This window comes from Halioglobus sp. Uisw_031 (assembly GCF_047729875.1).
GTDB lineage: Bacteria > Pseudomonadota > Gammaproteobacteria > Pseudomonadales > Halieaceae > Marimicrobium.
The window spans coordinates 2,558,894-2,581,393 of sequence record NZ_CP159826.1 but is presented as its reverse complement, the minus strand read 5'-3'; the positions used below and the strand labels follow the sequence as shown (position 1 = coordinate 2,581,393).

22 protein-coding genes are annotated in these 22,500 nt (G+C 53.6%); 17 read left to right on the top strand and 5 right to left on the bottom strand.

The window, feature by feature from the left end; all coding sequences use genetic code 11:
- Positions 1-127 precede the first annotated feature (127 nt).
- The gene (locus ABXT62_RS11705) at positions 128-1,138 is read left to right on the top strand and encodes a hypothetical protein (protein WP_415355468.1); all 1,011 of its coding nucleotides are present in this window, start codon (positions 128-130) and stop codon (positions 1,136-1,138) included.
- The gene (locus ABXT62_RS11700) at positions 1,135-2,019 is read left to right on the top strand and encodes a sulfotransferase domain-containing protein (RefSeq protein WP_415355467.1); all 885 of its coding nucleotides are present in this window, start codon (positions 1,135-1,137) and stop codon (positions 2,017-2,019) included. Before ABXT62_RS11705 ends, ABXT62_RS11700 begins: the two co-directional genes overlap by 4 nt.
- A gap of 51 nt (positions 2,020-2,070) precedes the next feature.
- Here the strand turns inward: ABXT62_RS11700 and ABXT62_RS11695 are convergent, their stop codons facing one another.
- Positions 2,071-2,223 (bottom strand): PqqD family protein, encoded by a 153-nt coding sequence (locus ABXT62_RS11695; RefSeq protein ID WP_415358206.1) that lies wholly within the window; start codon positions 2,221-2,223, stop codon positions 2,071-2,073.
- Between ABXT62_RS11695 and ABXT62_RS11690 the strand changes: the two genes are divergently transcribed.
- Positions 2,173-2,370 (top strand): hypothetical protein, encoded by a 198-nt coding sequence (locus ABXT62_RS11690; protein WP_415358262.1) that lies wholly within the window; start codon positions 2,173-2,175, stop codon positions 2,368-2,370. The two genes, ABXT62_RS11695 and ABXT62_RS11690, sit on opposite strands and share 51 nt — an antisense overlap.
- Before the next feature lie 764 nt (positions 2,371-3,134).
- Here ABXT62_RS11690 and ABXT62_RS11685 read toward each other — a convergent pair.
- From ABXT62_RS11685 to ABXT62_RS11675, 3 genes are all read right to left on the bottom strand, one after another.
- Positions 3,135-4,250: a linear amide C-N hydrolase gene (locus ABXT62_RS11685; protein ID WP_415355466.1), complete on the bottom strand. Its 1,116-nt coding sequence runs from the start codon at positions 4,248-4,250 to the stop codon at positions 3,135-3,137.
- 342 nt (positions 4,251-4,592) lie between these two features.
- Positions 4,593-6,401 carry a mechanosensitive ion channel family protein gene (locus ABXT62_RS11680; protein WP_415355465.1) on the bottom strand — a complete coding sequence of 603 codons (1,809 nt, stop codon included), beginning with the start codon at positions 6,399-6,401 and terminating at the stop codon, positions 4,593-4,595.
- Between the two features lie 705 nt (positions 6,402-7,106).
- The gene (locus tag ABXT62_RS11675; RefSeq protein WP_415355464.1) at positions 7,107-8,093 is read right to left on the bottom strand and encodes a hypothetical protein; all 987 of its coding nucleotides are present in this window, start codon (positions 8,091-8,093) and stop codon (positions 7,107-7,109) included.
- 537 nt (positions 8,094-8,630) lie between these two features.
- On the opposite strand from ABXT62_RS11675, the gene ABXT62_RS11670 reads away from it, so the two are divergent.
- On the top strand, positions 8,631-8,891 hold the full coding sequence (locus ABXT62_RS11670; protein ID WP_415355463.1) for a DUF5062 family protein: 261 nt from the start codon (positions 8,631-8,633) through the stop codon (positions 8,889-8,891).
- A gap of 5 nt (positions 8,892-8,896) precedes the next feature.
- On the opposite strand, the gene ABXT62_RS11665 is transcribed toward ABXT62_RS11670, so the two are convergent.
- A complete protein-coding gene (locus tag ABXT62_RS11665; RefSeq protein ID WP_415355462.1) occupies positions 8,897-9,559 on the bottom strand; it encodes a pseudouridine synthase in 663 nt (220 codons plus the stop codon).
- Between the two features lie 314 nt (positions 9,560-9,873).
- Between ABXT62_RS11665 and accA the strand changes: the two genes are divergently transcribed.
- The 13 genes from accA (at position 9,874) to rpoS (ending at position 22,421) form a co-directional block, all read left to right on the top strand.
- Positions 9,874-10,821, top strand: coding sequence for an acetyl-CoA carboxylase carboxyl transferase subunit alpha (gene accA / locus ABXT62_RS11660; RefSeq protein WP_415355461.1), 948 nt, complete (start codon positions 9,874-9,876; stop codon positions 10,819-10,821).
- A gap of 6 nt (positions 10,822-10,827) precedes the next feature.
- Positions 10,828-12,174 (top strand): tRNA lysidine(34) synthetase TilS, encoded by a 1,347-nt coding sequence (tilS, locus tag ABXT62_RS11655; RefSeq protein ID WP_415355460.1) that lies wholly within the window; start codon positions 10,828-10,830, stop codon positions 12,172-12,174.
- Between the two features lie 127 nt (positions 12,175-12,301).
- Complete coding sequence (locus tag ABXT62_RS11650) at positions 12,302-13,951, top strand: CTP synthase (RefSeq protein ID WP_415355459.1); 1,650 nt, start codon at positions 12,302-12,304, stop codon at positions 13,949-13,951.
- A gap of 15 nt (positions 13,952-13,966) precedes the next feature.
- Positions 13,967-14,818 (top strand): 3-deoxy-8-phosphooctulonate synthase, encoded by an 852-nt coding sequence (gene kdsA / locus ABXT62_RS11645; protein ID WP_415355458.1) that lies wholly within the window; start codon positions 13,967-13,969, stop codon positions 14,816-14,818.
- A gap of 20 nt (positions 14,819-14,838) precedes the next feature.
- Positions 14,839-16,128: a phosphopyruvate hydratase gene (gene eno, locus ABXT62_RS11640; RefSeq protein WP_415355457.1), complete on the top strand. Its 1,290-nt coding sequence runs from the start codon at positions 14,839-14,841 to the stop codon at positions 16,126-16,128.
- 10 nt (positions 16,129-16,138) lie between these two features.
- Entirely contained in the window at positions 16,139-16,438 is a 300-nt protein-coding gene (ftsB, locus tag ABXT62_RS11635) for a cell division protein FtsB (RefSeq protein ID WP_415355456.1), read from the top strand.
- Complete coding sequence (gene ispD, locus ABXT62_RS11630; protein ID WP_415355455.1) at positions 16,435-17,163, top strand: 2-C-methyl-D-erythritol 4-phosphate cytidylyltransferase; 729 nt, start codon at positions 16,435-16,437, stop codon at positions 17,161-17,163. Before ftsB ends, ispD begins: the two co-directional genes overlap by 4 nt.
- A gap of 18 nt (positions 17,164-17,181) precedes the next feature.
- Positions 17,182-17,661, top strand: a complete 480-nt coding sequence (gene ispF / locus ABXT62_RS11625; protein ID WP_415355454.1) for a 2-C-methyl-D-erythritol 2,4-cyclodiphosphate synthase — start codon at positions 17,182-17,184, stop codon at positions 17,659-17,661.
- A complete protein-coding gene (truD, locus tag ABXT62_RS11620; protein WP_415355453.1) occupies positions 17,658-18,710 on the top strand; it encodes a tRNA pseudouridine(13) synthase TruD in 1,053 nt (350 codons plus the stop codon). Before ispF ends, truD begins: the two co-directional genes overlap by 4 nt.
- A complete protein-coding gene (locus ABXT62_RS11615) occupies positions 18,703-19,365 on the top strand; it encodes a protein-L-isoaspartate(D-aspartate) O-methyltransferase (protein ID WP_415355452.1) in 663 nt (220 codons plus the stop codon). The genes truD and ABXT62_RS11615 overlap by 8 nt, the downstream gene beginning before the upstream one ends.
- On the top strand, positions 19,365-20,285 hold the full coding sequence (locus ABXT62_RS11610) for a DUF368 domain-containing protein (RefSeq protein WP_415355451.1): 921 nt from the start codon (positions 19,365-19,367) through the stop codon (positions 20,283-20,285). Before ABXT62_RS11615 ends, ABXT62_RS11610 begins: the two co-directional genes overlap by 1 nt.
- 30 nt (positions 20,286-20,315) lie before the next feature.
- Positions 20,316-21,167: a peptidoglycan DD-metalloendopeptidase family protein gene (locus ABXT62_RS11605; RefSeq protein WP_415355450.1), complete on the top strand. Its 852-nt coding sequence runs from the start codon at positions 20,316-20,318 to the stop codon at positions 21,165-21,167.
- 171 nt (positions 21,168-21,338) lie between these two features.
- Positions 21,339-22,421 carry an RNA polymerase sigma factor RpoS gene (rpoS, locus tag ABXT62_RS11600; protein ID WP_415355449.1) on the top strand — a complete coding sequence of 361 codons (1,083 nt, stop codon included), beginning with the start codon at positions 21,339-21,341 and terminating at the stop codon, positions 22,419-22,421.
- The last annotated feature ends 79 nt before the right edge of the window (positions 22,422-22,500 follow it).

The following is a 22,500-nucleotide window of genomic DNA, read 5'->3' as shown; positions in this document are numbered from 1 at the left end:
TCTCCCATAGCCTTTTTATCTGTCTTATACTTCAGCCTGCCAGCGACCAACGCAGGCTTTTATGTAGCGGAAGCAGCATTGCACCCCTATCATGTTTAGCAAAATGAGCGCTTAGCTCGGTGGCCTTATGAGCGAACTCACGACGTATCAGCATCACTACGAGGCCTTTGGTCTTAACATTCTCAGCGATATGCTGCTACCTGAGCTGCCGGTGCATGCCGGCACAGATTTGAGTCCATTGGCACTGCACATTGCGGCTTCGAACCATGAGGATTGGCCGCCGTTGGTGGCAAATGAACACAGTACGCCATCGCTGCAAATGGCGCTCGGGGATTGGCGCTTGGAACTAGAGGGCATCGGCTGGTTTCGTGCCTATGCGGGCGAAACTCTGAGCTATGAGCGCTGGGACGACAGCGTCAGCGATCGCGACTTGCGCACGTTCCTAGTGACCAGTGGCTTAGCTGCCCTGCTGATTCAACGCGGAGCTTTGGTGCTGCAGGGCACTACCGTGGTGCGAGATGGCCAAGCGGTGATGCTGTTGGGCGCACCGGCCAGTGGTAAATCGACGCTGGCCTGCTGCTTGCAACAAGAGGGCTGGAAGCTTCTCAGCAGTGAATTGAGTGTGATAAATGAACAAGGGCTAGTATTGCCAGGGCTTCAGCAGCTGAAGCTTTGGCATGACAGCGCGGCTTCCCTGGGCCTGAATTGGGCCCAGATGCCTCTGGTTCGCCGGGGTTTGAAACGCTATGCGCTGCTGCCGCCTGAAGCAGAGGTTAGTTCTCAGGCCGCCCCGCTGGAGATGATCTATATCATCAGCAGGCGGAACAATAGGAAGGACGCACAGGAGTCTGAAATCCAGACTCGACGCTTGGAGAGGCAGGCGGTTGCGCTACTGAGGCTGCGCAACAACGCCTATCAACCACGGGTCTATCGAGCCATGGATCAAGAGGCCAACTTGTTTCTTCAGGTAAGCGCCTTGGCGCGACGCGTGCCTATTTACAGCTTGCAGCTGTCCGATGGCGTGAAACCTATGCAACAGGCGCTTGAGAAGGTGGATCTTTTGGCTCCAAGCAGTCTGGAAGCTAAGCCTACTGTCGAATTAGACGCTTCGGCAGAAGCGCAAGAGGAAGCGCGATGAGCACGCAAGACGGCGGCTATTGGTATTTAGCGTCATATCCGAAATCAGGGAACACCTGGTGTCGAGTGTTTATCACCGAGCTGCAGCGGCTGGCAGGAGAAGAGACGCCCGAGGAGCTCAATCTCAATCAGGACGTGGAAACCGGCGCCATCGCCTCATCGCGCCTGTGGTTGGATGATCAGCTCGGAATCAACAGTTGTGATCTTAGCTTTGCTGAGCTTGATCCCCTCCGCGGTCGTGCCGGAGAAAGCGCTTGGTTGTTTGCCGAGGGTGAGCGCTTTCACAAGGTGCACGACGCCTTTCAATCACTGGACTCGCGCGGCCGTCCGGTGGTGAGTACGACGGGGTGTCTCGGAGTGGTTTACATCCTGCGCCATCCAGAGGATGTGGCAGTATCTCTCAGCCATTTCTTCTCTTGGCCACTGCCGCAATGCGTCAATTTTCTGCTAGACCCTTCGGCGGCATTGGTACCCTCTGAACGTCATGGCGACCATCAGGTGAGGCAGCACATGGGCCGCTGGGATCAGCATGTACGCTCGTGGGTAGACCAGCAGCAGCTGCCCGTGCTGGTGATGCGTTATGAAGACATGCTGATGAAAGGGCCCGAAACCTTCCTTGCCCTAGCCCAGTTTCTCAGGTTACCGGATGCCCCGAGCTTGGTTAACCAGGCCTTGCTTAACACCTCGATTGAGAGCCTGCAGAAACTCGAAGATCAGGTGGGCGGCTTTGCAGAAAAACCCAAAGGTGCTGAGCGCTTTTTCCGTTCTGGGCGCTCTGGAGAAGGTGCACAGCAGCTAACGCTTGAACAGCGCCAGCGTTTGGCAGAGGGTTTGCCAGCGGTAATGCGGCGCTTTGACTACGAGAATGTCGATAAAGCCTAACGTGTTGGTGTCGCGTCTGACAATAGTTGTCAGCGTCTAATCTGCTAACGCTTAAGGCATCAACACGACAACACGCTTTGCGCAGGCTTGATGAAGCCAAGCTTGGACGTCTTGTCTGCATTGATCAACTTCAACCGAATAGATAGACACTAAATGAGTGCAGATTTCATCCAGAGATTGCGGTTGGCTGAGTGCATCCCAGATGGCCGACCCTTCGTCGTTGAGGATGAGATAATCGCTGGTTTTGCTCTGAAACAGTGCGATTTCGCCATCCAATTCGCTGAAAACGGCTTCTGGGTTGCGTTTGAAGCAGGCGTTGAGTTCAATGTTGATAACGGGTTCCTTGGATAGCTACAATCACAGCGCCAGTGTACAACGACCGCGCTAGTATTTGTGCTACATCAAGGCATAAATTAATAGCCGTCATTAAAAAAGTGCATGCGATTCTTGCGGATTTAAAGGTTAATTTACATCCCAAGAAACGCTTTATTGGGACAACTATAAGGGGGTTTGATTTTCTGGGATATTGGCTGGAACCGAATAAACCGCTTGTGCCGTCAAGTACAAGCTTAACTCGCCTCTTAAATCATGCTCGCCAGCTTTATGAGCAAACAGCTGATGTCAATCGGTTGCGGGAGTATGTGCAAAGGTGGGTTCACTGGCACCGTAGCGGATTGCGAGGTTTGATTGATGAACGCATCCGCTTTCAACGGTTTTGGCTATACGTCATAAACACACTCAACATAACAGGTAATAAAGCCCGCCCACTATAAGAGCGGACGTGAGTCTTTTTTCAAGTGCTTGCTTGGGGTTATGGTGTGCCTGATTCCGCGGGATTCTATACATACATAAATAACAACAGGTAAAACGTACAGCATCGAACACCGTTTATCGCTATCCGCGTGGGGCTCCATCACCTACCGGATCGCAATCGGTCCGCAGGGACGCCACTGAAAAACCTCATGGCCTGGGTCGCTGTGTGCAATCGTTCAGGAATAAACGAATATAAATTTATAATATCCGCCGCGAGCAAGTTTTAGCTGAGTATAGTTACCTAAATGCGGGGGCTTGGCGGGAAGGCGCAACATGGTGCGCCGCACGCGATCGTCTATCACTCAGGATGCGGGCGTTACGTCAGTCGCAAACGAGGTTGCAAGGTTTCGCATTGGAACTTTTATCGGTGCTGACAGCGCGTCGAAGTCAAAGGTCGACATGTCCACACTGCGTACGCTGGGATTGTCGCTGGTTTGGAAATACACCTTCAAATTCTGTAAGTCATAAGACACCGTATACTGCGTCCCGCCATACTTGAGAACCTCAAGTTCTGCCGGATTCAATTTCTTGTCAACTGCCTCCATGGGGAGCACGAAATTTGAAAGAATGCGAATGGATTCATGCACCGTATCTTCGCCACCCGAAGTGTGCCGTGCTGTTTGCGTCCAAGCCAGCGCGCGGATAAACCGTGATGGAGGGGTAAAATCACCAGGCAACCCGATCAAGCCGCTGCCGTAGCCCATCGGAGCGATATCTATACCGTTGACATCTCTCGACGGCCAGGCGTCAGCACGCATGTTCACGTAGTTACGTGCGTTATTGATATGCCAGTCATAGGGCGGCGAATTCGTCAGAACACCCAATGTCTTGTCGTACACACTGAGAGCGCCATCTACATATTCAATAACGATCTGGTCACCACTTTTGTCGGTGACTGAGAAATGCACTGGCGCTGCCTCACCCAGTTCAGGGGTGACGATCGGTACAACCCTGATAGTCTTAAGCCCTTCCCTGACTTCTGCAACCGTTGCGAAATGACCCAAAATAAAGCCCGAAACGTCGACAGGAGCTAGCGAGATCGAAGCCTTGTCAGGTTCATAAGCCTGATATTCAGCGAACCCCGGTAAGTAGAGCAATGAAACATTCAATCCCTCGGAGTTAACACCGTCACCAAAAAGCATCTGACCCAGTAAGGTGACACCGACAATATTATATTTCGCAACCCACTCAGCGCCGTCCTGCCTATCCGGCATTGTCATTGCAGAGAAGGCAGTGCCTGATGGCACAAATGTCATCTCCGGCGATAAATCAAACGCACCCCACTCCATAGTTCGTGATGCAACTACAGTGCCATCAGCGCCTGTCAGTGTAATAAAAGTACATGCGCCTGCAGAACTAACCTGCAGACTCACCAATGCAACTGCAACCAGATAAGAAACGATCTTAGACATGTTCATTTTTGCGTATCCATTTTGACAAAGAAATAAATGAAAAGTATAGAACATTTGCATGTACTCCGGACGGATTTTCTCTGTGGCTCAGTAGCCCGCTGACCAACCGATGCATTGTCGAAGTCAGGCACTTGATTTGTCTGCCAGTTACTTCTCCAGTGTAGCCTGCTAATTGCAGGTTGTATATTTTTCTTCCGATCATCGTCCTGCTTTTACGATTATCAGTAGCCGGGACCTTGTAGTAGATTGAGCAAAGTGAGGGGGTATTAATACTTCCTATACTTGACGAAATAAAAGAGCCAGCGGGTCAGTCTTTTGCCCTGAAGTTATTAGCCTGTAGACGCTCGTTTACGGCGTCGGCGCTTCGCTGCTTTCTAGACCGGGTAGAAAGGCGTTATAAATGCCATTGATCGTCATGGTCGGGAATGCAAAGTCGATATTCTCGGCCGTAAACTGCTCTAGGATCGCCAGATTGACATCATGAGAGATGGCCAGACTTTGTGAGTAGTGGGTGGTAATATCCCAGTAGGTGCAGTTGATTAATAGTGCAGAATCTCCAAAGTCGGCGAAGTGCACTCTCGGCTCGAACTCGAAGGGGGCAGTGGTTTTCTCATCGAGGATCTTCCGAATGATCTCGACGGCACGTTTCATTTGGATCGGTGTTGTAGCATAGGTGACGCTGATAGAGATCTCGCAGCGGATATGGGGCCTGCGTGAGATGTTTTCGAGGCGGCCATGGGCTACTAATTCGTTGGGCATGTAAATGAGATTGCCGTCGCTGATGCGCATGCAGGTCGAGCGGAGACCGATGGATTCTACGCTCCCAACATCCTCGCCGATGCGAACCCAGTCCCCTTCACGAAACGGGCGTTCCAGCAGCAAAGTTAAGCTGGCGAAAAAGTTCTTCAGTGTATCTTGAGCGGCGAGGGCGATGGCCAGCCCGGTGACGCCGGCTCCGGCCAACAGCGTGCTGGCGCTAAATCCGAGCTGAGCTAGAATTTTGAAGAATACAAAAGCGGCAAGGATGATCGAAATCGAGCGACCCGCAACCCGGATCAGGGCGGCATCGAGGCTTCGGGGACCAATGCGGGGTGAGGCGATGACCATCTCAGCGGCTATAACCCCCAGCGAAAGGATCGCCAGCATGAAAGCGAACATCATGATGGTCGAGCCGGCGAAGATGAAGATTTCGAGCACCATGCCGTTCAAAAAAACATGGTACTGCAGAAAGTCCACGAACGCCGCTGCGCCGCACCCAGTTAGCACAAGGTATAGGAAATGGACGATCCGTCCGGTAAGCGTGATCGGCCGCTTGAGCGTGCGTCTCATGATGACGAAGACGAGCACAAGGCCTCCCCCTACGATAAGAATGGCTATGAAGGTCGTCGTCCACTGCCAAATGGCCTGTCCAAAAACCTCATGTCCTGTCCAAATAGGCAGATTATTGACCAAGGCAGAGGGGATCAGCCAACCCGGCTCGAAGAAGTGAAGGCGGTGCAGGCTTTTCCCCAGTGTGCCGCCGATTGGGTCAAGGTGGGCCATGCGCTTATAGGCATCACTGGCCATCTCCCGTGTTTCCTGAGAGATAACCCATTCTCCAGAGCGGTCGCCAGACTCTAACTGGATCAGCTCAATCGGTACGTTCTTGAATCGAAAGCGGGTCGGTCGTTGATCCAGTGGCATATCGGAAATCATCTTTGCGTCGGGAATCGTATCCCAGTCGGCCATGGGTACGCGGAGCAGTATTCCCCGCAGCAGCACAGCGGCGTCAGTTGCAGTGGCGAGTTGGAACTCCGGCGCGACATCGGAGAGGTCAAAGCACTGTGCAAGTCGATACTGAATCCAGTCTAGATGTTCGTAGGTGCTATAGGTCCGGCCGCCAGCGATCAATGCCTCTCGGTAGGCATCAAGCGTGCGGGCTAAGCTCCACATCAGGCTACGGGGACTGTCGAGCTGCTCGGGTTCAACGACATCGCGAGGGGAAGCCGTGCCGGGGAGCTGCTCGGCAATCGACCAGGGGTGCTCATCGTTGGTCTTAGTGGGAGGAGCGGCTTTCTCGCCGGGGACTTGAATGGCAGGCCCACTTTTGCCAGTGGGTGCGGTTTGTCCCATCACCGACGCGGTGCCTGAGAGAATAAGCAGCCCCAATAACAACATTGAAAATTGTCTTAACACGGTGCGAGTATAGGTCAAAGTATAGGGTAAACAAAAGGGCCGTGAGCAATGCTGTTGCGGACAGATGATTGCGTGACTATTAATGGGCAAACCGCGATATGGTTTTGGCAAGTTCTTAGCGTTTTAGGAACTAAAGTCGGCCTAAGCCCGCATAGTGCGGATTTTTTGTTGTGGATTAGTCCTATTACACAAGAGCCAGCGCAGGTTGTGTCCTTCTCGCTTCGTCATCGTCCTGGCTTTTACCACAGCGCATTGATCCAGTATTTCGTTTCTTTGTCCGGCGCAGACATGTGCGGGCTTGGAGTGTGTTGTGGTGGTCGACTGAAGTGCTAGGTGGTCGCTATCTTTTAGTTTGAGGATACTTAAGACCTACAATGAATATATAGGGGAATATGGCGCGTACGCTGGTGTGCTTCGGCTAACTACCTTGCCAACTATAAACCACGAGCGTCAGAGCGCCTGCCAGCAAAACGGCTCCCGAAGGAGCCGCTGTTAAAGGTGGGTTCACTGGCATCGTAGCGAATTGCGAGGTTTGATTGATGAACGCAACCGCTTTCAACGGTTTTGGCTGTACGTCATAAACACACTCAACATAACGGATAAAGCCCGCCCACTATAAGAGCGGACGTGACTCTTTTTTCAAGTGCTAGCTTGAGGTTAAGGTGCGCCTAGCAACTAACACTTTTACTAACAAGCACTATTAAAAACAGTAAAAGTGCTACTGCAATCGTCCCAACTATCGTGAACTCGGACACCGCGATTATCGACGGCATCGGTAAGCCCTTTTATCGTGGGGGCGTTCCACGCTTTTTTGACGGGTGCCTTTGGGGCTTCGGGCGTTGCAAAACGATAAAGGATATCCGCCGATACTCGTCCGTCGAAGGCATCGTCGTAAGACAGGTTGGTGCCGATGCTGAAACCACTACCGATGTTGTAAGCCACGCGTCCTTGCACACCCGAGCCGTCAGCATATCCAAGGTCGCCTTTTTGGTAGTAGTAACCAACGGAGGTTTGGAACTCAGGCGTAATGCTGTAGCCCACATCGACACCGTAGGTATCCAAGGACCCACCGTCATAGACACTGTTGAGTCGGTATTCTGTGTCATCAACGGGAACCAGCGCATAGACATTGACATTCCACGTATCCGAAACCGCCTCTATGCCGAAAGCCACCTGCTGGAAATCAACCTCTTGCGAGTTGGTCACTGGCACACCCGTATCAGCAGACCCTGTTGCCATCTCACGCGTGTCATAGCCGCCATTCACACCCAACATCCAAGCACTGTCATCGGTGAGCCAGCGATACCCTATGCGTGTCGAGGTCGATAGCGTGGTGCCATCCACTTCTGTGTTAATGATGCTGGAGTAGTCGCCGAAGTCTGCAAAGTTGGCATTGGCAAGGACGTCCAAGAACAGCACGCCGTTATCGCTCACCATCATGGGTAGGAAGAAGCCAAGACCTGCTTGGTTAGGTGTGCCTGCGCCTTGTGTGGCCCCTTGGAAGCCCCAGTTGAACTTCACCACGTCTTTGAGATTGACCTCCATCTCAACAGGGTCTTTGGTGCTGCTGTCTTGTGCCACCTGTGCTAACACACTGCCCGACAGGGGCATTGAGAGCATTAATATTGCAGGAGCGAGTAGATGGCGTTTTAGGGCTGTTGAAGCATTAGTCATTAGAAGCGTCTCGTTCACTATTGAATTGAGCAGACTATACCACGCTGGCTCTTGTGTAATAGGGCTAATAGACAACAAAAAACCCACACTAGGCGGGCTTGAGAGGGCTCAGGCTTTACGCAGCTTCCTGATGGCCACTAGAGACAGCAGTCCTGCCATGATCGCCAGTCGCCACAGTGGGCCTCAAGGTTGCTAAGCGTTTTCATAGACCCCAATCTATTCCAATTTGATAGTGTGCATGCTTCTATAGACACCAGTCATCAGAGCACGAGTAAGCCTTTAGCCAACCAATCGGGTAGTCTGAACAGTAGAGGGCTTAGCCACAATGCCAGCTTGGATGTTCCTATTGGAACGAAGGTTGAAGGCACACTGGGGGAGGCGTTGGACGCGGAGAAACGTGTTGTTTACTGCGGTTCTGAAGTGGCTGCTTGCGTTAAATTTTTTTCACTGGCGCTCATAGAAAAGCACAACGTCACTTTTTACCCTGGTAGCCGGAGTGATTGGTGTACGTATTTGTAATCAACGCCGGAGGACGGTATGCAGAAGCTAAAGCATGAAGCTGAACTGGTGGTCCAAGCCCTGCGTGTCGGCGCGGTGTATGCTAAAAAACGCGGCGTGGGCCAATTCGAGGAAACTGACTCAGCAAAGGAAAAAGTCACCTACCTTTATCGCTTGCTAGTGCACGACAAGCTTATTCAGCCGCTTGCTAAGGGTCAGGACACCGAACCCAATATGAAACATAAATTGGCGTTGTGGATGTCCAGGCAACTACCCTCCGATCATCCACTGCTGCTATAAACGCCTTAAAAATCGGGGGGGCAGTCGCCGCGCAGCCACTTGCCGCTGGTGGGGTGGGTGAATTCCAGCACGCTAGCATTGAGCATCAGCCGATCGGCCATGTCTAATGCCGTGGCGTGTGCGTACATATCGCAGCCCAGAATGGGGTGGCCTAGTTCTCGCATATGGATGCGCAGCTGGTGTGAGCGCCCGGTCACGGGTTTCAGCAACATTCTGCTGCGGTCACCGCCGCGCTCCAAGACCTGATAGTGGGTCAAGGCAGACCTGCCGCGCTCGTAGCAGATTTTTTGCAGCGGGCGTCGCTCCCAGTCGCTGGTAATCGGCAGATTCACTTGGCCTTCATCCTGCTCCACCACATCGAACACGACAGCGTGGTAGGCCTTTTTGACCTCGCGTTGCTGAAATTGGCGGCTGATGTGAACATGAGCCGGCTTGTTAAGGGGTATTACCATGATTCCTGAGGTATCCAAATCCAGACGATGCACGATGCTTGCGGTGGGGTAGCGTTCCTGAAGTCGGGTGATGAGGCAGTCCTTGTTCAGGGGATGGCGGCCCGGGATGCTGAGCAGGAGATGGGGTTTTCGCACCAACAGAAGATCGTCGTCTGCATACAAAATGACGATTTCTTCTGTGCTGTGGGGAACAAGATAGGGGGGTAGTTCCTGCATTGTGTCTCATTCAAACAAGTAGCGTGCTGGTCAAAGGGCTGTTTGGTCTGCCTGTGATTGTATTGCGCCCCTCTTTTCGAGAGCAAACCCCTGAGCGGCCGCAGTCGAACAGCTTACAGCAACCGCTGTAGCGAAGCATTCACTCTCTCCAGCGAGGGTCATCCGGTGACCTGATCTTGCTGTATTGTGCTATGTCGCCTGTGGCTGTCTGGCACGAAGCGGTTATCTCGATGCCAAAGTGAATCTCGTATTGGTCTGGGACGCATTAATTTTGTACACTGTGCGTTCACTCAGCCAGTCGAGAATGCCCGCAGATGAACCCCAATTACCTGGACTTTGAGCAGCCGATTGCCGAGCTGGAAGTTAAGATCGAAGAGTTGCGACTGGTGGGCTCGGATAACGAGATCAATATCGGCTCCGAGATAGAGAATCTGAGGGATAAAAGCACCAAGCTCACGGAGAAAATCTATTCTAACCTGAGTTCCTGGGATATCGTCAAAGTGGCGCGCCACCCGCAGCGCCCCTACACGCTTGATTATATCCCGCGTATCTTTACCGAGTTCGATGAATTGCACGGCGACCGCCACTTCGCCGATGACAGCGCGATTGTTGGGGGTCTTGCCCGCATCGATGGCCGTCCGGTGATGGTGATTGGTCAGGAGAAGGGGCGGGCGGTGAAGGATAAGGTCATGCGTAATTTTGGCATGCCAAAACCAGAGGGGTACCGCAAGGCCCTGCGCCTGATGGAGCTGGCTGAGCGGTACAAAGTTCCAGTTGTTACCTTGATAGATACGCCTGGAGCATACCCTGGTATTGACTCCGAGGAGCGCGGTATCAGCGAATCTATCGCCCAGAATTTGGCGGTGATGTCGCGTTTGTCGACACCTGTTATCTGCATTGTGATTGGCGAGGGCAGTTCCGGTGGTGCCCTGGGGATTGGCGTGGGCGACCATTTGGCGATGCTGCAATACTCGACGTATTTTGTTATTTCCCCAGAGGGTTGTGCCAATATCATCTGGAAGAATACGGCCAATGCGCCGGATGCGGCTGAAGCAATGGGCGTTACTTCCAAGATCCTGCAGGACCTGGGCATTGTTGATGCCACGATTCCTGAGCCTCTTGGCGGTGCACACCGGGATGTTGACCTGATGGCTGAGCGGATCAAGGAACACATCCTGACGCAGTTGGACACCCTGCAGGAGATGCCGATAGAAGAGTTGCTCGACAAACGCTATCAGCGACTCATGTCTTACGGAAACTAGGCGGGATTGCTCCATTTTGCCGAACTCGATAGCCCGCTAACCGGCTTAGTCACAGCCCCCCACTGGTATGTGGGTTTGAGTGGTGGTGCAGATTCCACTGTGCTGCTGCATTTGCTGCACAATTGGCGTGCGGCCAATCCCTCAGCGCCGGGGTTGAGTGCCATTCATATTAATCATGGCATGCAGCCAGCGGCACCCGACTGGGAGCTTCATTGTGCAGGCTTATGTCATCGGCTTGCGATACCACTGATCAGTCGTACGGTGGCAGTGCCATCGGGTGGCAGTGCTGAAGCCGCTGCTAGGGGCGCGCGCTACAGTGCCTTTGAGGATCTGCTGCCGGCAGATACGGTACTGTTTTTGGGCCATCACCTTGATGATCAGGTGGAGACTTTTTTTTTGCGTTTACTGCGTGGAGCAGGGGTAGAAGGGCTGGCCGGGATGCCTCGCGCGCGCAACCTAGGGCAGGCTCAGCTGGTGCGTCCTCTGCTAGCCTATGGTCGCAGCGAGATAGAACAGTATGCTGCCGACCACGATCTTGAATACGTGCGAGACCCCTCCAATCACGATACCGCGATGGACCGCAATTTTTTGCGTGAAGAGGTGCTACCGCTTCTAGCTAAGCGCTGGCCCGCGTATCGACGGTCCGTCACCCGTGCCAGCGAGCACATGGCGACAGCCTCTAGCACGCTGGCGCAGAATCTCGGTGTACCGGAAACGGTCTATAGTGAGCTGGGTGACCCTGGCTTGCTGTTAGCGCAGTTGGTTGATGCGTCAGAGGATATCGCGGCGGCGCTGCTGCGGGCATGGTTGAGGGCGGCCGAGTATCAGGCGCCAGACCGCGCCGCGGTGGACGAGTTTCTGCGCCAGTTGCGAGTGACTGCTGTAGACGGCAATCCGAGACTGGTCTGCGGATCCTATGGCCTGCAACGTTATCATGATGCTGTATACCGATTGCCTGATCTCTCGGCACCTCCGGCGGCATCATCGTTTGCGCTGGCGCCTGGTGCGAGTGTGAAAGTCCCCGGAGTAGGCACCGTCAGTCTGGTGCGATCAGACGGTGATGGCCTGCGGCTGATGCCTGAGGAGCAGCTCACACTGAGCTGGCGTCAGGGCGGGGAGCGCTGCTGTTTGCCGGGTCGGGCCGGTAGTCGCAGCCTTAAGGGGCTAATGCAGGCGTGGAAAGTGCCTCCCTGGTGGCGCGGCCGAGTGCCTTTGCTCTATCTGGGGAACGAGCTAGTGGCGGTGGGTGATTTGGGCAGGTGTGAGTCCGACCGATGGCAGGAGGTTGCTCAGGGCAGTGAATCTCTCTGGCTGGTGCGCTGGGAACGGTCCGCTAGCGCCAGTTCTGATTGAGCTGGCCCAGCCTTTCTGGTATCTTAGGTTCCCATCTTTTGCAGGACTTGCGCCAGTAATCGAACCCCCAATGGACACTGGATATTATGTCTTGTGTTCGTAAATACACCATCAATATGGGCATGTCATGGCGCGTTATATTTTCGTCACAGGTGGGGTAGTGTCGTCTCTTGGCAAGGGTATCGCAGCTGCGTCACTGGCTGCAGTGCTCGAGGCGCGGGGTATTAAGGTGACGCTGCTCAAGCTCGATCCTTACATTAACGTCGATCCCGGCACCATGAGCCCGTTCCAGCATGGTGAGGTATTTGTCACCGAGGATGGGGCAGAGACCGACTTAGATCTGGGCCATTACGAACGATTCACCCATACGGTGATGAAGCGGACCAATAACTTCACTACCGGCAGGGTTTATAATTCAGTACTGCGTGCGGAGCGTCGCGGAGACTATCTGGGCGGCACGGTGCAGGTCATCCCCCATATTACAGATGAGATTAAGCGTCGTGTTGTGCTGGGCGCGGGCGACGCAGATATCGCTGTGGTTGAGATTGGCGGCACTGTGGGCGACATTGAGGGCCTGCCTTTTCTGGAGGCTGCCAGGCAACTCAAGCTGGAAATGGGTCCCAGTCACGCATTGCTGATGCACCTCACGCTGGTGCCTTATATTGCCACGGCCGGCGAGATTAAAACCAAGCCCACTCAACACTCGGTTAAGGAACTGCGCTCCATAGGTTTGCAGCCGGACATCTTGTTATGCCGATGCTCTGTTGAGATAGGGGAGAGCGCACGAAAGAAGATTTCTCTGTTCACTAACGTGGAAGAGCGTGCCGTTATTCCGCTGCTGGATATGGACTCAATTTACAAAATTCCTGGCATGCTGCGAGATTTTGGTCTGGACCGGTTTGTTGTGGAGCGTTTTGGTATCGACGCTAAACCTGAAGCAGATTTGTCCGACTGGGACGATGTTGTCGAGCGCGAACTTGCCGGCAGCAGTGGCCGGGTGAGAGTGGCTATGGTGGGTAAGTATGTTGATTTGCAAGACGCCTATAAATCACTCAACGAAGCGCTTGCTCATGCCGGGTTGCAGACGTTGACTGATGTCAAGATCGAGTATTTCGACGCCGAAGACATTGAGCACAATGGTACCGATGCGCTTCATGGAGTCGATGCCATTCTAGTGCCGGGCGGTTTCGGAGATCGTGGCGTGGAAGGCAAGATCACGGCTGTGCGGTATGCGCGGGAACACAATATTCCTTTTCTGGGTATTTGTCTGGGTATGCACGTCGCATTGATAGAATACGCGCGTAACGTTTGTGGTCTTGAGGGCGCTGATTCTTCTGAAATGAATCTGTCTACCCCGCATCCTATTGTGGCTCTGATTACAGAGTGGATGGAAGCCGATGGCAGCGCAGTGCAGCGCGATGAGTCTTCAGACCTCGGTGGCACCATGCGTCTGGGTGCGCAGCCTTGCCATCTGGAAGAGGGCAGTAAGGTGCGCGAAATTTACGGCACCGAACTGATAGCGGAGCGCCATCGCCACCGTTATGAGGTGAATAACAATTATGTGGGTCAGTTGCAGGCTGCTGGAATGCGTGTAGCAGGTTGGTCTGATGACCGTTCTCTAGTAGAAATAGTCGAGTTGCCTGCTCACCCCTGGTTTATTGCCTGTCAGTTCCACCCTGAGTTTACGTCTCGGCCCCGTGGCGGACACCCACTGTTCACCAGTTACATCGAAGCGGCCATTGCCCACTCCCGGGTTAAGGCCGACAACCAAAACTGATAGAGAGAGCGGGCCGTGACGGATAAGAGCATTTCTCTTGGAACAGTGCGTATCGACAATACCGCCCCGTTCGTATTGCTGGGCGGCGTCAATGTACTGGAAAGTAGGGACTTTGCCCTGCGAGTGGCCGAGCACTATGTTGAAGTGTGCAATAAACTCGGCATTCCCTATGTCTTCAAAGCCTCTTTTGACAAGGCTAACCGCTCCTCCATTCACTCATTTCGGGGTCCGGGTCTCGACGAAGGCTTGTCAATTCTGGCCGAGGTGAAATCAACCTTCAACGTCCCCGTCATTACCGACGTGCATACTCCGGAGCAGGCGGCACCCACTGCGCAGGTGTGCGATATTATTCAGCTCCCTGCATTTCTGGCGCGTCAGACTGATCTGGTGGCCGCCATGGCGGCGACGGGCGCGGTGATCAATATCAAAAAGCCGCAGTTTCTCAGCCCTGCACAAATGGCCAATATCGTGGAAAAATTTGCCGAGTGCGGCAATACCCGTGTCATGTTGTGCGAGCGCGGAAGTAACTTTGGTTATGACAATCTGGTGGTGGATATGCTGGGTTTCGGTGTCATGAAGCAGAGTTGTGGAAATGCCCCTCTGATTTTTGACGTCACTCATGCACTGCAGTGCCGGGACACCGGGGGAGCTGCTTCCGGCGGTCGTCGGGGGCAGGTGGTGGAGCTGGCGCGCTCCGGCATGGCACTCGGATTAGCCGGCTTGTTCCTCGAGGCTCACCCCGATCCGGACAAGGCGCGCTGTGATGGTCCAAGTGCGCTTCCTCTCGCACAGTTGGAACCGTTTCTGGCGCAGGTGAAAGCGGTAGATGACCTCGTGAAATCACTGCCTCCACTGGAAATTGACTAGTAATTACGGAGTTTGACGGCATGACATCGATCACCAACATTCAGGCCTTTGAGGTCATGGATTCCCGAGGAAACCCCACCGTGATGGCGGAAGTAACGCTAAAATCGGGTGAGGTAGGTGCCGCCTTTGCACCCTCCGGCGCTTCTACTGGTTCGCGTGAAGCGCTGGAACTGCGTGACGGCGATGCTGCTCGATATGGCGGCAAGGGCGTGCTCAATGCTGTCGGTCATGTGAATGGCCCCATTAAGTCGCTTTTGTTGGGGCGTGATGCGGACGCCCAGCGCGAGCTGGATGCGGCCATGATTGAGGCGGACGGAACTGACAACAAAGCCACGTTTGGCGCCAACGCGATTCTTGCCGTTTCTCTGGCTGCCGCAAAGGCTGCTGCACTGTCTCGGAGGATTCCTCTGTACCAGCACATTGCTGATATCAATGGGACCTCTGGCTTTACGATGCCGGTACCGATGATGAACATCTTAAATGGTGGTGAGCACGCGGACAACAATATCGATATACAGGAATTTATGGTGCAGCCAGTGGCTGCGCCCAGTTTTGCTGAGGGACTGCGCGCGGGTGCAGAAATTTTCCATCAGTTGAAAAAAGTGTTGTCGGCGCGTGGCTTGAGCACAGCGGTGGGAGATGAGGGCGGGTTTGCACCAAACCTGCCATCGAACGAGGTGGCCCTTGAGGTGATTGCCGAGGCGGTCGAGAAGGCCGGATACAAATTAGGCACCGATATTACCCTCGCGCTGGACTGCGCAGCTTCCGAGTTTTATCGCGATGGCGTCTACGATTTATCGGGTGAGGGCAAACAGTTTAACAGTGAAGGCTTTACTGATTATCTGGCAAACCTTGCGCACAGCCACCCTATTATTTCGATAGAGGACGGTCTCGATGAATCTGACTGGGATGGCTGGAAAATGCTGACCGATAAGATTGGTGACAAGGTACAGTTGGTGGGAGACGACCTGTTTGTCACCAATACCAAGATACTCAAGGAGGGTATCGAGAAGGGTGTCGCGAACTCTATCCTGATCAAGTTTAACCAGATTGGTAGTCTGTCTGAGACGCTTGATGCCATCGCTATGGCGAAGGCGGCTGGGTATACTGCGGTGATTTCCCATCGCAGTGGCGAGACTGAAGATACGACTATTGCCGATCTGGCGGTCGCCACTGCCGCCGGCCAAATTAAAACAGGCTCGTTGTGTCGCTCCGACCGGGTAGCCAAGTACAACCGCCTTTTGCGTATCGAAGCGGAGCTGGCCGGTGGCGCACCCTATCGCGGCCTAGCAGAATTTTTTCGCCAGTGAGGGCCTAGTTTTGCGTTGGCTACTTCTGTCTCTGTTAGTGGTGCTGGGTGCACTGCAGTACCGACTTTGGTTTGCTGAGGGCAGTCTGGCTGAGCAACATCGACTGGAGCTTCAGGTTGAGGAGCAGACGCTGATTAATAGTGAACTGCAGGCGCGCAATTCGGTGCTGGACCGTGAAGTGCTGGAGTTACAAAGTGGCAACAACGGCGTTGAACAGCGCGCTCGGGAGCAGCTGGGATTGATACGCGAAGGTGAGACATTTTATCAAGTCGTCGACAGTCCTCCCAATGCTGCTCCGGACGGCAAATGACGCGTAAAGCCGAGGCGCGCTGCTGGGCGGTCCTGCCCGCTGCCGGTATCGGCAGTCGCATGGGCGCAGAGATTCCGAAACAATATATGGCTGTGGCTGGCGCCACTTTACTCGAACACAGTTTGCGTGCCTTGCTCAATTGTGAGCAAATCTTGGGAATCATTGTGGCGCTGCACGCTGACGATACCCGAGCGGCAGGAATGCCTATATTTCAGGATCCGCGAATACAAATGGTCTCTGGTGCCGAGCAGCGCAACGGTTCTGTTTTGGCGGGGCTTGATGCCCTGATGTCCCAGGCGGCTCTGCGCGACTGGGTTCTGGTCCACGATGCGGCGCGGCCCTGTCTGCAAACGCACGATATTATGAGATTGATAGCGACCGTGATCGCGAATGAGACTGGCGGGATACTGGCGGAACAAATAGTCGATACGGTGAAACAAGCTTCAGCGGACGCGCGAGTTTTGCGCACATTGGATCGTGCCACTTTGTGGCGGGCCCAAACGCCACAGATGTTTCGTCTTGATGAGTTGCGCGAGGCGTTGCAGCAGGCGCAGACCCAGGGCCTGGCGGTGACTGATGAAGCCTCCGCCATGGAGATGGCTGGATATCCGGTACAATTAGTAGCCGGGTCAGCGGGTAACCTAAAGGTTACCGTGCCGGCTGATCTGCCATTGGCCGACTGGTATCTGCAAACGCAAAATGGAGTGGTTTGGCGTGAGTCGTAAAATAGGGAGCGGTCATCAATGCGTATAGGCCATGGCTACGATGTACACGGCTTTGGAGACGGAGAGACGCTGGTGCTCGGTGGTGTGCATATAGCGCATGATCGCGGCCTGGTGGCGCACTCTGATGGCGATGTGCTGATTCATGCAATCTGCGATGCACTATTGGGTGCGATGGGTCAGGGCGATATTGGGCAACATTTTCCTGATACGGACCCAGCCAATGCCGGTATCGACAGTCGCCTTTTATTAGGCCGGGTGATGCAGTTAGTGCATCAGTCAGGCTGGGTGCTGGGCAATCTCGATGCCACGATCATTGCCCAATCGCCGCGCATGGCGCCCCACATTCAGGGTATGCGCGAGAATTTGGTCGCTGATATGGCGGCGAGCCTCGGGCAAGTCAATGTAAAGGCTACGACCACCGAAGGCTTGGGTTTTACCGGTCGCAAGGAGGGTATTGCAGCCCACGCAGTAGTGCTTCTGCAGATCCCCACTGGATGATCACGCCATGGCCCCGGGCATGGGGTTTGTCTTCCGGCAGCGCCCTTATCCGCTGCAGGCCAGAAGATTTTTGCGTCAATGAACGGCTGGGCTTTGAGCTATCGGGTGACGGCGAGCACAGTTTTCTGTACCTGCAGAAGCGCCAGCTCAACAGCATGCAGCTATTGCAACGCGTGTCTGAGCTCAGCGGCGTAGCACAGCGTGATATTGGTCTCAGCGGTCTCAAGGATCGCAACGCGGTTACCCGGCAGTGGTTCAGTGTTGGTATGGCAGGGCGCGCTGAGCCTAACTGGGGATCTCTGGAATCCGATGGTGATGTGAAGGTGTTGGAGGTTTCTCGCCACTTGCGCAAGCTCAGGCGCGGCGTGCACCGCGCCAATCACTTTACGCTGGTATTGCGTGAGTTGATCGGAGATAGAGTTGCTCTAGAGCAGCGGCTGCAGACACTGCGCGATGAAGGTGTTCCCAACTATTTTGGCGAGCAGCGTTTTGGACGCAATGGTTCGACACTTGAGCAGGCGCAGCGTTGGATGCAAAGCGGCCGCAGGATCTCGCGCGAAAAGCGCAGTCTGTATTTCTCTGCTCTTCGCGCCTATGTGTTTAACCGATTGCTTGCGGTTCGAGTAGAAAATGGTGACTGGAATAAGATCCGGTCCGGTGATGTGTGTTTGTTAAACGGGACACGCAGCTTTTTCACTTGCGATGAGGTTAATGATGATATCTGTAGCCGAGCGAGCCGCGGTGACATTCACCCAGGTTTGCCGCTGTGGGGTCGAAGTCAGAGCAGGGCAGAGTTGGGGTTTAACGAACTGCAGATGGAGTGTCTGGCACAGTGTCATGCGATTTGTGGCTTCCTGGAAGAATCCGGCCTGGACCTTGCTTGGCGCTCAGCGCGCATGGTGCCTGATGACTTTTGCTGGCAGTTTTGTGATGATGGTAGCTTACGGTTGGACTTTGCTTTGGGTGCTGGCAGTTACGCTACTGCGCTATTAGCTGAGTTCGTACACTATAAAGAGGGGTATACAGAGAGTGGTATCGTCAGTGAATAGGATTGATCTTCACGGCATCGGAATGACCTCCCAGAGAACCCGAGAGCGTTTGATACAACGCTTGGTTGATCAGGGTGTCAGTGATATGGCGGTGTTGGATGTTATGCGCACAACGCCGCGCCACCTATTTCTCGATGAGGCAATGGCGCATCGCGCCTATGAAGATGTGGCTTTGCCCATCGGTTTTCAGCAGACATTGTCACAGCCCTATGTCGTGGCACGAATGACGGAATTGCTGTTGGCTGCGGGGCCGCGTTCTCGGGTATTGGAGGTCGGCACTGGCTCTGGTTACCAGACTGCGATACTCGCGCAATTGGTAGACGAGGTGTATAGCGTGGAGCGTATCAAGTCGTTGCAGCAAAAGGCACGCCAGCGTTTGCGCACACTTAAGTTGCGCAATGTGCATATGAATCATGCCGATGGAGCGATGGGATGGGAGGAGTGCGGACCCTTTGACGGTATCCTTGTGACTGCCGCTCCGGAGCAAATTCCCGAAGACTTGCTGTTGCAGTTGTCCACGGGTGGCCGCATGGTGATACCGGTGGGGGGCGAATACCAACACTTACAGGTGGTGACCCGCACTCATGAGGGCTACGAAACTGACATTGTCGAGGCTGTCTATTTCGTGCCTTTGTGTTCAGGCAAGGAGAAGTAATGGCTCTGTCATCCGCGGGTATTTTCTTGCGTGGGTTGCTGATGGGTGCAGCGGACATAGTGCCTGGAGTATCCGGGGGGACCGTCGCTTTCATTACCGGTATTTATGATCAGTTGCTCGATAGTCTCCGGGCAGTCGACCTCGCGTTTCTGGCGAAGCTGTCTCGGCTCGATATAACGGGCGCCTGGCAGCATATCAATGGGAGGTTTCTACTGGCTTTATTGCTGGGTATTGCCACCAGTATTTTTTCGTTGGCACAACTCGTGTCCTGGGTTTTGGAACATCACCCGGTGCCGCTGTGGGCCTTCTTTTTTGGTTTGATTCTGGCCTCGGCGCTAGTGCTGCTGCGTGAAGTGGACAACTGGTCAGTGCCTAAAGTGCTGTGTCTGTTATCCGCTGGTGCAGTTGCCGTATGTATTGCGCTGTCGCCGGTGATGAGTCTGGAAATGGGCCTTGCCGGTGTTTTTTTGGCGGGCTTTCTTGCGGTCTGCGCGATGATATTGCCGGGAATATCGGGCAGTTTTATTTTGGTGTTATTGGGCATGTACAGTACCACTCTGGTGGCGCTTAAATCACTGGACTTAGTGTTTATACTGGTCTTTGTTATTGGCGCGGGGTGCGGGCTGCTGTGTTTTTCACGCCTATTGCATTGGTTATTACAGAGATTTCATCAGGGGACGATGGCCGTACTGACAGGGTTCCTGTTTGGTTCTCTGTTAGTCGTATGGCCATGGAAGCGTGTGTTGGAGTGGGTGGAGGGGAGCCACGGCCAGTTAAAGCCTGCGCAGCAGTTCCCTGTCTCTCCTTTGGACTACCAGGTTTATACCGGACAAGACCCTCAACTGTGGTTTTGTTTATCCCTGATGATAGCGGGGTTTGCGCTTGTCTGGCTGATACATGCCTCTTGGAGACATGACTAACGTGGGTCAAGCCCATGTTGAGGGAAGTGTGTGCTAGCAAGAATTCTACTGAGCTTGGTGTTTTTCTGCCTTGTCGCCTGTGGCAGTCATACGCGCGCGCCCATCGAAGATCGGGGTACTGAGTCACTGGAATTGGTCTACAGCGTGAACAAGGGGGATACACTTTATTCCATTGCCTTTCGCTACGGTCTGGATTTTCGCAGTGTCGCGGCGGTTAATGGCATTACTGCGCCGTACACTATTTACCCTGGTCAGAAAATCAATTTGGGAGAGGTGGTCTCCCCCCGTGAGTCTGGCCGCCCTCTTGTGATGCCCGCACAGGGATCGACGCCTGTTGATAATACACCTCCCTCTTCCGGGGCCGCATTCTCGCCAGTGCCAGTGGCGCCCGCGCCAGTGGCGCCGGTGCCCTTGATAGACAATCAAGCTAAGCCTATTGTCGGCGAGCCAATCCCGACAGCCTCGCCGATGCCTGCGGCCTCTCAGCCCAAACCAAAGACCTATGTGGGCGCCAATGTTACGACCTGGCTCTGGCCGGCATCTGGGCCTGTCACGCGGGGATACTCGCAAAATGTGCATAAGGGAATCGATATTGGCGGCAATCGTGGGGACCCAATTGTTGCGGTGGCCGCGGGTAAAGTGGTGTATGCGGGAACCGGCATTGTTGGGTTTGGCGAGCTGCTAATCGTCAAGCACAACGATGTTTACCTTAGCGCGTACGGGCACAATGATCGCTTGCTGGTTAGCGAGGGCCAGGCTGTCAGCGCAGGAGAAATTATTGCTGAGAAGGGCAGTTCTGGCACAGACACGGTAAAGTTGCATTTTGAGATACGCAAGGAGGGCAGGCCCATTGACCCGCAAAAAGTATTGCCGCGGCGTTAGATTACTGCAAAATTAGGTGTGCGGGTGCGCAAATGTGAAAGACTAGCTAAAACTAATTTATATAGCGCTTTTGTCCGCGATTGCAATCCGCAATTAACTTAGGTTAGTGTTGACGGTAGTGCAGCAATACTGGTACCCCGCCAGAAAAAATAATGGGCTATCGACATGGCTATGGATAGAGCAAACGAAGGTTCGGAAGGAGATTCGACAGCACGCACCGTCGCGAAGCGTGCTCCTGTTCTAGAAAAAGCCGTGTTGGCCAATTCGTTATCGATTAAATCCAGACGTAAACAACGCGTTGATTCATCCAAAGCAGAGCAGGCAAGCGAAGGTGTTGAGGCAGGGGGGGCTCAACCTTCGATTGATGCCGCCGATATTGATTTTGAAGCAGCGAAAGAAAAACGTCCCCGCAAATTAGATCATTCATTTGATGCTACCCAGTTATATTTGAATGAAATAGGCTACACACCTCTGCTCACCGCAGATGAAGAAAAACATTATTCCCGCCTCGCGATCAGTGGTGATGAGGCAAGTCGTCAACGCATGATCGAAAGCAATTTACGTCTGGTGGTAAAAATTTCTCGCCGTTATTTTAATCGCGGCCTTACCCTTTTGGATATTATTGAAGAGGGTAACCTGGGTTTGATCAAAGCGGTTGAAAAGTTTGATCCAGAGCTTGGTTTTCGTTTTTCTACTTATGCGACCTGGTGGATACGTCAGACTATAGATCGGGCGATCATGAATCAGGCGCGTACCGTACGCTTGCCGATACACGTTGTGAAGGAACTAAACGTCTACCTGCGTGCAGCGCGAGAACTCAGGAAAAAACTTGACCATGAGCCGTCTGCGGAGGAGGTCGCGAGCCTACTGGATTGTCCAGTTGCTGATGTGGAGCGAATGTTGGGTCTCAATGAGCGGGTTGTTTCGATCGATGAGCCGTCTGGGAATGGTTCGGATGGCACCCTGGCTGATGCAATTGTCGATTCGCACATGTCTGACCCCTCAGAGCTATTGCAGTATAGTGATATTCAAGACCATATTAGTGTTTGGTTGGCAGAATTACCGGACAACCATCAGGAAGTCGTTTCACGTCGCTTCGGTTTGCGCGGTTATGAGATCAGTACGTTAGAGGAAGTGGGTCGTGAAATTGGATTGACCCGTGAGCGTGTGCGACAGGTTCAGATTGAAGCGCTCGAGCAATTGCGCGGTATCATGGAAGCGCACGGTCTTAGTGGCGAATCGCTGTTTAGCTAAACCTTAAAGTGCTTTACTTGCAATGTCCTCTATCATTTATGCGCCAAGATTTAACGCATTGGCCCTAATAATTTTATAC